The following is an 11,148-nucleotide window of genomic DNA, read 5'->3' on the forward strand; positions in this document are numbered from 1 at the left end:
AGACGCCTGAAGTTTCGATACGAACGATATGCCCATGTCCACGAAGCCTTTCTGTCACTTGCCTGTTCATTGATTTGTTGGAGCAGGCTAAAACCCTGCATGAACTAATTTCGCAACAGCTTCTAAGCCGCTATCGCATTCATATCTTCACCGAACGGCATCAACCGCTTTGCCATTCGTCGCAGATTTTGCGCTGTTGCTGCTAGTAGGAACTCGTCCTGTGCCCCAGTTAGCCCTCGTAGCCGCAAGCGATCCAGTTTCAGGATTCGTTTTAGATGAGCAAATAGCATTTCGACCTTCTTTCGCTCCCTGCGCGACCGCTTGAACTCCGGTGTCGCCGAGAGCTTCCGTGCCACGTCACGCGCGTTCTCGTGGACGCTGCGTGTGATCTTGCGGAATGGCATGTTTGGGCAGCATTGATTCTTCATCGCGCACCCACCACAGTCATGCTGACTGGATCGATAGATGACGGTGTCGGCCTTCGTGATGTGAGTGCGTGGGTTCGTATATGCACGCCAATCGCTGCGCAGAGCCTTGTCTCCAGGGCAGCGGTACTCATTGGCTTGCTCGTCCCAACGGAAGTCCTCTCTCGGAAACGTGCCATCGTCGCGACGGGTCTTGTCCCAGACTGGAACATGAGGCGCGATCGCCTTCTCTTCGACCATCCACCCGAGCATTGGCGCGGTCCCATAGGCGGTATCGCCGGCAAGACGCTGAGGTTTAAGAGCAAAGCGTTCTTCGACTCTGTTGATCATCGTCTTCGTTGACTCCACCTCTGCGGTTCGATGCGCGGGGGTGGCCTCGACGTCCAGGATGATTCCCGCGTGCAGGTCGATCAGGTAGTTGGTTGAGTAAGCAAAGAACGCAGGGCCACCGGGTGCCGCGGTCCAGCGCGATGCCGGATCAGTCAACGAGATGCTCTTCGGTGGGATCGTAGGCTCTGCCTCGGGCGCTGCGTCGTCCTTGATTTGATTGACCTCATCCAGCGCAGCAAGGTATTCGCGAACGGCGCGGCTAGGGCCTTCGCCTTGGTTCCAATCGATGACCTCCGTTCCCGCCACGCCTCGGGAGCGATTTGCGTCTGCCTTGATGATGCTCGCGTCGACAGCAAAGCCTTCGCCTTGAACCAGCCCTTCCGCCATACAACGGCGAAGGACCGTCTCAAACACGTGACGCAGCGCGCCGCTTTCGCGGAAGCGGCCATGGCGATTCTTGGAGAACGTTGAGTGATCGGGAATTGGATCTTCTAGACCAAGCCGACAGAACCAGCGATAAGCCAGGTTCAGATGAATCTCTTCGCAGAGGCGGCGCTCTGACCGAATGCCAAAGCAGTAGCCCACGATGAGCATACGAACCATCAGCTCGGGATCAATCGACGGGCGCCCGGTGTGGCTGTAGTAAGGCGCGAGGCGTTGGCGAAGATCGCCAAGATCGAAGAACCGATCAATACCACGCAAGAGGTGGCTACGGGGCACATGGTCATCAAGGTTGAACGAGTAGAAGAGCCTATCCTGCGATCCAACTTGTTGACCCATCATGGCGAAACCCTCGTCGAACGATGATCTCAAGGATAGGTGCCGACGTTCCGTGATGCCGAGTTTTTCAACAGAATCGGTCAGTGGATGCCTTTCAGCGCGCGTTTGGCCGCGAGAGAGGCTGCACGCCGGAATCGTACCGGTCCAATCGGGGGGCGCCGGTTTGATGTCATGGTCAAAGGGAAACGATGAATTCGCGATGTCGCGTGCGAAGTGGATGACTCCCTCGCACACGCCACATCGCTGGTCCGATCGCCGAATGTCGAGCGCAAAATGGTTCCTTCCGGATGATCAGCCGGGCATGGGGCAATCGCGCTCTGGCGAACGGGACCATTCGCGGCACGCGGATACACGCCGTCAAATGCCGGTTTCGGTCCTCTGCCTATCCGGGCAGGGCTTCCTGGTGCCAACGTCAACTATCGCAGGGCGCGGCGGTCATTCGCGCAATACCACCATGTGCTGGGCTGCAGCGGAATCCATTGCCTGGAAGCAGTAACCCGGGTGCACGGCTTCGTTCATTTCGCTCAATCGATGGATTTCTCATTCGAGCTTGTCTCGCGCAAGAAATTCGCGGCGTTGCGGGTTGCCGGAAAAACTGCGGCTCTGCGGGCAGACGGCGCTTTTCTCTGCCATTATTCGCCGCGCTTGCCGAGGAAATCTTCGTCGTCGAGACCGAACACTAGCGCGGTCAGCGCGGCGATGTAGCTGTATTGCCGCATTCCCATGCACATGCCGGTCGCCGTATGTGTGAAGCATCGACTGGATGCTGCTCCCGCTGAGCCCGCGCGCTGCGCTCGCCGACGCCGCGATGTTCGCGAAGTGCACTTCCACGACCGGCCGGCCAGAATCTTCCGGCGCGTGTCGAACGCCTTCGCCGATGGTCGTCGCACCGGTCGGATTGATGATGTAGCCGTCCACGCGCACCGCGAATTCGTGGATGAATTCGAGAATGTCGCCCTGATGGTTCGACGAGAAGCACTCCACTTCCACGCCAAGTTGGCGGCCATAGTCGGCGACATAGACCTTACGTTCGTCGAGCGAGCCGATTTTGCCATACACCTTCTTGCTGCGCGCACCGAGATTGGACATGTTCGGCCATCGATCACCGCAATGCGATGCTGACGGTTTCCTGATCGCTTGATCTGGGCAGTAAATGCGGTAGTCATCTGGACGCTCCTGAAAACGATTGTTTCCGTGAACGCGCGGCGGCCCGACGCGAGCCGGCGGCCGCATACCCTACCTACTCACCTCACTCCGGGCCTTGCATGCTACGAACCGTGCGGTTTGGGCGTCCGTCTTGTCGTACACGTAAGACAACGAGACAATGCGTCCGCCGCTGAACTCGAACGCGTAGCCACCCACTAGGCGCGCCAGGCCCCCGCCGCAAGCCGTCGCGTGTGTGATCTCGCCTTGCGTCGTCAGCCGATTGCCATCGAAACGTTGATCCGAGATTGGAGCATTGACCTTGCGTGCGATCAGGTCGTCGACATACCTCTTCTTGATCGCGGCCTTGCCGACGCAGGGTGCATCGAGTGTGCACTTCGCGCCGGACACTACGATGGCGTCGTCAGTGAATTGCGCGATCGCCGCGTCGGCTTGGCCAACGCTCACGGCGTAGACGAGGTTGTAGTACGCGGCTATCGGCGAGGCGACATCAAATCCGAAGGCCGCGCCGGCGCCGAGTGTGGCGCCAATCGCCATTAGCAGTCGCATTGCCTTGAACATGCTGCACCTCCTGCTTGTTGTTGCTTCTTACCGAGGGCGCGAACTTGAGCATAGGCAAGCGCCACCACAAAGCACGGGCGGCAGCAGACAGTTTTCTCATAAGGCTTATGAGGGCCGGTTATATACGAAAGGGGGCACAGATAAGTGCCTATTCCGGCAGCGGATAGCCTGACCGCAATCGTTAGCTATGGACATGTGACCTTAGAAGTACAGGATGTCTTCCAAGTTTATGGGCGCTCGGGCAAGCCCCAGTCACATTGCGGGTGTCTTCTTGTCCTTCCCAACCAGGTGGAGATGTAGCAGACGCGGAAGATGTCCCACACACCATGGCCAAGTTCTGCGGACGGTACGCGCTATACCCGTGCTGTTGATTTGCGTGCGAGCCTGACCCGTATTTGCACTTCCCGATGACCCGGCTTGGTGACGCCGGGTACGCGACGGATCTAGGACTTCAAGCGGAAGCTGCAGTCAGTAAATAATGCAAAAACGGGTCAAAATACGGTGCAATTCCACAGCCGGCTGCTTAGACCGATGACGCGACGTCCAGCGTTACCAGCCGAGCGGCCGTTTCGAAAGCGAAGCGGACGCACGAATGTCCGGTCGCGCCAATGGACGAATGACGCTTCGTGGCCGATAGTGTTGAGAAACTCTCTAGACCCCATTTCCGGCGAGATTTCAGGGGTACCCGAACCCCCAACCGATCGTGCAATACAGGCCGATCTGGGAGGTCAGAAACCCGCAGGCCTAGTCTGGCGAAAGAACCCTGTATCGCTCGCATGTCGAATCGCCTGCCATGTAATATCTTCCGTTCACGAAGTTCGGCGCCGCCGAGCTTGCGCAGCCGGCGACCGTAAACGTAGAAAAAGCGTTGTTATTTTTTTCATGGGTTGTTTCTTGAGTCCTTGTTGCGACGCGCGCTCGTCAGCATTGTCCAAAACCGCTCGCGATTTTCGCAATCGTTGACGCGTCATGCAAGCGGCGTTGCGGGCAGCCAACTGTCGGCGGCCTTCCCTCGGACACCAAGATTTTCCCCACGAGGGGCGGCCGCAACCGGCCATGGGGCGAGCCGCACGACGCGCGGTGGAGCGACTGCCTTGCTCCCCAAACCGTCGAAATGCCAGCAAATGCTAGGCAAGCAACAGCAAGGCATCAGCGAGCGAGAGCACCGTTGTGCGCGAATCGAACGCCGTTGAAAAAAGATGATCGTGCACGACCTGATCCGGGTCGTAGCAGCAATCCTTGACCGTGAATAAACGGAAGTCCGCATCGCTCGCGTACGCGACCGACGACAGCACCACACCGGTCGACGCAATGCCCACCATGAGCAGGGTGTCGATGCCCTGGGCGGAAAGCCGCACCTGCAGGTCGGTACCAAAGAACACGCTGGCACGATGCGCGATGATGAGCGGTTCCGTGGCCTGCTGGCCGAGTTCCGGCGAGATCTGGTCGTCAACGAAAAGACCAAGTTGCTTGATTCCCTGCCCGTTCCTGTTCAACGGACTGACTTCCGGATAGCCTGGACGAAAGTGGATCTTGGCGAAATAGACGCTGACGCCCTTGCCCCGCGCAGCGTCACACAGCTTGCGCGTATTGGAGAGCAAAGTGGGCGCGACCGATGGAAATAACGCCAGGATAGGTCTGATAATGCATGACCACCAGAGCGGTTTGCGCTGGAACAATTGCCGGAATCTGCATGGTCACACTGCGCGCATCAGCGGCGCTTTCCATGCCCTGTTGATGGTCTGCTGAATCGACGGGTCCACGTTCAACGGATGGCGACATAAGGCTACGCGATAAGGAATGATGATCGACTCTACCACGACCATCATGAAGCGAAATTTCAAGAAACGAAGCATGGTGGCCTTGGCCGATTCAGCCGACGACAAGCCGTTCGAGCGTCTGGTCGCACCACATCGACTCGAGCGCTATCAGATTTGGACGTGTATGCTCGTAGACTGGTGGCCACTTCGGCGAGAAGCGGACCTTCCGCAGTGGTTGCAAATCTTTGACAATTTACAGGCTGAAGACGTGGGCGAATCGCGCTGACCGTGGCCGCTTGCCTCAAGGCAACAGAACCTTCTTCATTGATGGCGAGGGGTGTAGCACATAGTTCTCTCGCTCATAGAACGGAACGGCGTCCGGCCGTGCGTCGAGAAATATCGCGGTCATACCACGAGCACGGGCGTCGGCTTCGGCATATTCCATCAGGGATCGGCCAACACCGCTCCCTCGGCCCGTCGCATCGACCACGAGGTCATCGATATGAAGGTGTGCCCCGCGCGCCAAGGTGCGGACGGGTCTCATGCCTATCACTCCGATAATCTTCCCATCATGGAATGCTGCCACAAGCTCGTAGCCCGAATACGATTGCAGGCGGGTCCGCTCCAAGAATTCGGGTTCTTCAAGGGACCGAAGTTGAGCGATGACAGGGTATGCCTGCATCCATTCCGGCGGCGACAGCCTTCTAATTTCCAACCTGCTGCAGCGATGTTCAGTCATGGCTCAAGTCGAGCCTCACTTGAAAAATCCAGATTGTCGCACGGAGCCGAGTAGCGAGGTTTCTCGATGGGTTGGGCATTCGAAGGTCCGCTTCCGAGAATAACGACTGGCGGCTCCGGGTTGGTCAGGGACGGTCGCCGTGGCCCGGCTGGCATCTGACTGAACCCACAGCCAGTTTCGGTCTGTCGCTATTACGTCTGCTCGGCAAACGGGGGAAGTTGCACCATGAGGAGCGTCGCACCTGGCGATGACTGGATATCGAAGATTCCCCCAAGCCTGCCGACGCGCGCGCGCATACTGCGCATGCCCGTTCCATGGTCTTCTCCATCGCCGTGGGGAATGAAGCCCACGCCATTGTCGTGGACGGTGACTCGTAAGCCCTGCTCGTCATAGCGCATCCCGATTTCGACTTGGCTTGCGCGACTGTGCTTGAACACGTTCGTCAATGCCTCTTGCACGATTCGCATGATCTCCATGCTTTTAGCGGATGGCAGCACGCAGGCTTCAATGCCGGAAGGGTGCCAGCGACATTCGATGCCTTGTGTTTCAAGGAGCCGCGTCAGGCGGTGCCGCAGCGGTGCAAGCTGGTCGGCCAACGTTGTCTCTCCATAATGCTGGCTTGCGGTCGAGTCGATGATAAGGCGCAGATCGTCACGCAATTCCTTCAGGATGGACAGGAAGCGTTGAGGTGGGACATCCTGGGGTGCGCGTTCGAGCGCCACGATACTGCTTACCAGCGTGCCTCCCAGGCCGTCGTGCAGGTCATGCGCAAGGTTAAGGCGTTCGCCAAGGCGTGCGTTGGTGATCTCCAGTTCGTGCTGACGGTGCAATGTACGTGTGAGTTCAGACCTGGCCGCTTCAACGCTTTGCGTCAGGTTCTCGTTGAAGCCTTCGATTCGGCGCAGGTTCGCGACAAAATGCCGACCGAGCACGAGTGCCATGCCGATCATCTGCAATTGCGACGTTAACGCGGTGTAGAAAACAAAACCGCCGATGATCGTGAGAAAGGTCAGCAGATCGTGAACGCCGGCGACCACGAAAACCGCAGTGCAACAGGCGAGGATACGGTGCTCGGTGCGCCCTTGTCGCCAGGCGAAGAAAATGAAGACCAGGCTGGTCGTAAAGAAATGGATGGCCTGCCCGATATACAGCACCGTTCGTACATCATGAATCCGCTGGTGTGGCACGCATAGTTGTATCGCGCTGGAAAGGATGACGATGAGCCAAAGAACACGCTCGAAGCGCGGCCAGCGTCGCGCACAAAAACGCAGGGTGAAGACGGTGTAAGAGGTGCAGTACACCGAGAATGCGATGACGTTGGCGATTTCCCATCCGTCCGTGCCCGCGAACGGCCAGGGGCTGGTCGCGGTCTGGTTGCAGCCGAAAATCCACCACGTAAGCGACATAAGGGAAAACCAGCTATAGACGGTTTCCCGACGCCGCATCAGCCACATCGACAGGAAGAAACATCCCAACGTGGCGGTGACCGCAAGACTGAACAACTGCAAATCAATTCGGATCCAGCGAGCGTCGTTAGATCGTGCTTGCAGGAGCGCGGGAGGCCCGATTGCCGCGCTTCCCAATCCGCACTGATAGATAGCGAACCCGGACACGCGCACGAGCATCGTGTTGGTGCCTTCATGCAGGAGCGCGGACGGCAGCAGCAAATAGCGCGGCATGTTCCAGGCGCGCGACAGCGGCTCGGAGAGGTGGGCATCGCGATCGAGAAGGGTGCCGTTCAGATAGATCGCACCAGACATATTGAGGTAGTCGAGCAAGACTGCGACAGGCGTGTCGACGCGCGCCTGTTGCCAGCTCAGCCGGTACCATACGACGCCATCAAAATCAGGCCAGCGCGTCGACCAGACGTCGGGAAGCTTGACGTCGACCCAACCGGCGGCAGGAGGGTGATCCTGCTCGATTGGGATTGCGGGTTGTGCGTCCAGCGGGTAGGCGCGGACAGCTTGGACGCTGACGAACGAAAGCGCTTCAGCTGGCTGGGTTGCTGGTGCCGCGGCCCACGATGAGGGCGTGAGCACGCATGTGCAAATTATGGCAGCCAGCCATATGAGCGCGCTTCGAAGATTGCCTGCGTCCGTGAATTGACGGCGAGCTTCTTGTAGATATTTCTGATGTGGCATCCGACCGTCAGCTTCGATAATGACAGGACGTCGGCGATTTCGCGATTGGTCAACCCCTTGGACACCAGCGAGAGAATCTCGATCTCGCGTGCGCTAAGGGGTGACGTCTCGCCTTGTCGCGACGCCCTGGCCGTTTGATTCGCGAGCAGGGTTCCCCCGGTACCGATCAGTTCAAGAATGCGTTTCGCGACAAACGGATCAATCGGTGCCCCGCCGCGCAGCGCGCTGCGGATCGACAGCGAGATCTCGACCTCGTCGCGCTCCTTGAGCAAATAGCCGGTCGCGCCAGCTTGCAGTGCCGTCACGACTGTCTGTTCGGTATTCCACGTGGAGATTACCAGAATCGGCAACGCCGTATCACGCTGGTGGAGAACGCGAATGAGGTCGATCCCGTTCCCGTCCGGCAGGCCGACGTCGACCAGCGCCATCGCGATGGGCTGTTCGGCGACAAGTGCTTGGGCTTGGGCAATGTTGCCAGCAAACATCAACGTTTCGCTCGTGTAGCCCAGCGACATCAGCAAGTCGCGCAAGCGCATCTGCGTTAGCGGATCGTCTTCGACGATCAGTATCGGGCCGGGCAGCAGTGAGTCGTCGGGACTCGAGGAGACGTTCGTCATGGGCGAGTTCAGCAGAATGCATCGGGGCGTTGCTGATTGTCCGCTTACTTTGGCAACGCGTGTGTGTTTTATGGGAACGCAGGCTTGAGGTTACTGCAAGCAAAGATTCTGTCGCACTTCGGCGGAGCTTAGGGGGGGGAGGCGCAAGGCGCAATACCTCGTTTGTGGGATTGGCCGGACCTCGATCTCGCACTGCCAACCTGTCGATCCTCTCGCGAACCGGGGCTTGCGATACCGGTCAGCCCCTACCAGTTTTTAGGTATTTGTGGTCGGGGTCCGGTGTCCTACTATCGCTACGCGGATGACGCTGCCTGTCAGTCTCCAAAAGACAGGGGGATAGAGAACAACAACGGAGCGCGTCGAACGGGGAGCCCATCTCATAGCCAGGGCCATGGCACCGTCGTGCCTGTGGCTTTCGGCTCGCGGAGGCAGCGTTCCGGCTTGCCTTGCGCGAACTCGCCGGCACGATCGACACCGCTATTGAGCAGATGTCGGTTGTGCCATAGGGGGTTGATCAGGGCAGATCGTTTTGTGGTCATGGTGCCTCTCGGTGTACCGGAGGCAAACGTCTATTGGTACGGGGAAGTCGCGCACCACGCGGCTGGCGTGGCATTCGGGAAAATAGAAAAAGAAAATGAATCGCGTCTATCGAGTCGTCTGGAATCCCGCATTGGATATCTTGCAGCCTGTTTCGGAAAGTGCCCGTTCGCGTGGCAAAGGCGGGCGCGGGCGCCATGCGCTTGCGGACGCCCGGATAATTGCCGGCGCGCTCGTCATGACGCTTGCATCCGGCGCGGCCCTGGCCGATGGCGGCGGGGGGCAAGGAGTCCAAGCTGTTTCCGGTCCGGCTGGCGGTGCGGGAACGGGGGCTGGCACTTTCGGAAACGGCGGCAGCGGCGGCTATCTGGCTGGAGGCAGCGCCGGTATGGCCGGAACGCTTGCCGGCACAGCGGGCGCAGGCGGCGGCAATTCACAAGCCTCGGACAGTACCAACACGGCCGCGGAAGACGGCGCTGCCGGAGCGACCTCGGCCAGTGCTGGCGGCAGCGGTGGCAATACCGGCGCGATCTTAGGTGGCGGCGGGGGCGGCGGAGGGTCGAGCGCTGCCTTCGGTGGCGGTACGGCTGGAAGCGCCAACGGTGGCGCCGGCGGCACGGGCCTGTCCCTGAGCGGGACGAGCGGCAACTACTCGAATGCCGCGGCAGGCACGATTGTAGGCGGTGGCGGTGGCGGCGGCGGAGCCAGTATGAGCAGTGTCATCACGAACAACGTTGCCAACGGCGGCGTCGGCGGAGCGGGCATCTCGTGGACGGGCAGCGCTCAGACACTCCGTAACACAGGGACCATCGCGGGCGGCGGTGGTGGTGGCGGCGGATTGAGCCAGGATAATGGAACGGCGTCCTCGACCGCCAGCGCTAACGGCGGCGACGGCGGCGCGGGCATGAAGGTTTCCGGTAGCAACGACATCCTCGTCAATTCGGGTGTCATCGCCGGCGGAAATGGCGGAGGCGCAGGGCACGGAGGCTCGTCGACGGTCACTGGCGCAGGAGGAGTCGGGGTCATCGGCGCCGGTCTCACGGTTTTCAACGGCGGCACGATTGCTGGCGGCATGTCGGGCGACGGTCAAACGCGGGCTGACGCCATCGCCTTCACCAGCGGCACCAATTCGCTCACGCTGAACGGTGGCTCCACCCTGAACGGTGCAGTGGACGTGGCGAGTGGGGCTACCGCGACGATTACCGCCGGTGCCAGCGGGTTGAATGTCACTGGCGGCTCGTCCGGCAGCCGCGCGCTGATCGTCAACGGTGCGACGACGATCAACACCAACGGCAACGCGTTGGCTGTTTCCGGCAGCATTTCCGGCAGCGGCGCGCTGACTGCGACCGGCAGCAACACCGGCGGCGATCATCTGACGCTCGGCACCGTGGGTGTCGGCTCGCTGACCGACAGCGTGGCGACCACGCTGAACGGCAACGTGACGACCGGCGGCGGGCAGACCTACAACGGCGCGGTGACGCTGGGCGCGGATGTGGTGGCTTCCGACACCAACGGCGGCAACATTGCGTTCAACTCGACCCTGGACGGCGGGCACAATCTCACCGCAACGACGACGGGCGCCGTCAGCTTCGCCGGTGCACTAGGTGCCTCGACGGCGCTGAACAGCGTGACTACCACAAGTGGCACGTTCAGCGCGGGCAGCGCAATCAACGTCACCGGCTCACTGTCGATCACCACCACAGGCGGCAGCATCGGCCAGAGCGCTCCATGGACCGTTGACGGAGCGACGACCCTCAACGCGGGCAGCAACGCGATCACGCTGAGCAATGCCGGCAACGTATTCGTCGGTGCGGTGAACCTGGCCAGTGGCAACACGCAACTGACCAGCGGCGGCGCATTGACCCTCGGTACGGTGAATATCAGCGCGTTGACGGTGAGCAGCGGCGGTAGCCTCAATCTCGGTACGGGGGTTGTCGGCGGTGCACTCAACGCGACCAGCCAGGGCGATATCAGCCAGACGGGCGCGTTGTCGATCAGCGGTTCCAGCACGCTCAGCGCGGGCAGCGGCGCGATCACCCTGACCAACGCCGGCAACGTGTTCGGCGGCGCGGTGAGCCTGACCGGCGGCACGAC

8 protein-coding genes and 1 pseudogene are annotated in these 11,148 nt (G+C 60.2%); 2 read left to right on the forward strand and 7 right to left on the reverse strand.

The window, feature by feature from the left end; genetic code table 11:
* Window positions 1-122: 122 nt before the first annotated feature.
* The 4 genes and pseudogenes from AC07XB_RS34380 to AC07XB_RS34395 form a co-directional block, all read right to left on the reverse strand.
* Window positions 123-1,538: an IS1182 family transposase gene (locus AC07XB_RS34380; RefSeq protein ID WP_492831025.1), complete on the reverse strand. Its 1,416-nt coding sequence runs from the start codon at window positions 1,536-1,538 to the stop codon at window positions 123-125.
* 537 nt (window positions 1,539-2,075) lie between these two features.
* Complete coding sequence (locus tag AC07XB_RS34385; protein ID WP_492831026.1) at window positions 2,076-2,624, reverse strand: type II 3-dehydroquinate dehydratase; 549 nt, start codon at window positions 2,622-2,624, stop codon at window positions 2,076-2,078.
* Between the two features lie 147 nt (window positions 2,625-2,771).
* Window positions 2,772-3,260 (reverse strand): hypothetical protein, encoded by a 489-nt coding sequence (locus tag AC07XB_RS34390; protein ID WP_492831027.1) that lies wholly within the window; start codon window positions 3,258-3,260, stop codon window positions 2,772-2,774.
* Window positions 3,261-4,387: 1,127 nt separating this feature from the next.
* Window positions 4,388-4,988, reverse strand: a pseudogene (locus AC07XB_RS34395) (cysteine hydrolase family protein).
* 72 nt (window positions 4,989-5,060) lie between these two features.
* Between AC07XB_RS34395 and AC07XB_RS34400 the strand changes: the two are divergent.
* Window positions 5,061-5,306 (forward strand): hypothetical protein, encoded by a 246-nt coding sequence (locus AC07XB_RS34400; RefSeq protein WP_492831028.1) that lies wholly within the window; start codon window positions 5,061-5,063, stop codon window positions 5,304-5,306.
* 15 nt (window positions 5,307-5,321) lie between these two features.
* Here the strand turns inward: AC07XB_RS34400 and AC07XB_RS34405 are convergent, their stop codons facing one another.
* From AC07XB_RS34405 to AC07XB_RS34415, 3 genes are all read right to left on the reverse strand, one after another.
* On the reverse strand, window positions 5,322-5,759 hold the full coding sequence (locus AC07XB_RS34405) for a GNAT family N-acetyltransferase (protein ID WP_492831029.1): 438 nt from the start codon (window positions 5,757-5,759) through the stop codon (window positions 5,322-5,324).
* Between the two features lie 191 nt (window positions 5,760-5,950).
* Window positions 5,951-7,798 carry a sensor histidine kinase gene (locus AC07XB_RS34410; protein WP_492831030.1) on the reverse strand — a complete coding sequence of 616 codons (1,848 nt, stop codon included), beginning with the start codon at window positions 7,796-7,798 and terminating at the stop codon, window positions 5,951-5,953.
* Between the two features lie 11 nt (window positions 7,799-7,809).
* Complete coding sequence (locus AC07XB_RS34415; RefSeq protein WP_492831031.1) at window positions 7,810-8,517, reverse strand: response regulator transcription factor; 708 nt, start codon at window positions 8,515-8,517, stop codon at window positions 7,810-7,812.
* Between the two features lie 634 nt (window positions 8,518-9,151).
* Between AC07XB_RS34415 and AC07XB_RS34420 the strand changes: the two genes are divergently transcribed.
* A partial coding sequence (locus tag AC07XB_RS34420; protein WP_494752820.1) for an ESPR-type extended signal peptide-containing protein occupies window positions 9,152-11,148 on the forward strand: 1,997 nt, incomplete at its 3' end.

The organism is Cupriavidus sp. GW821-FHT02F09, assembly GCF_059421605.1.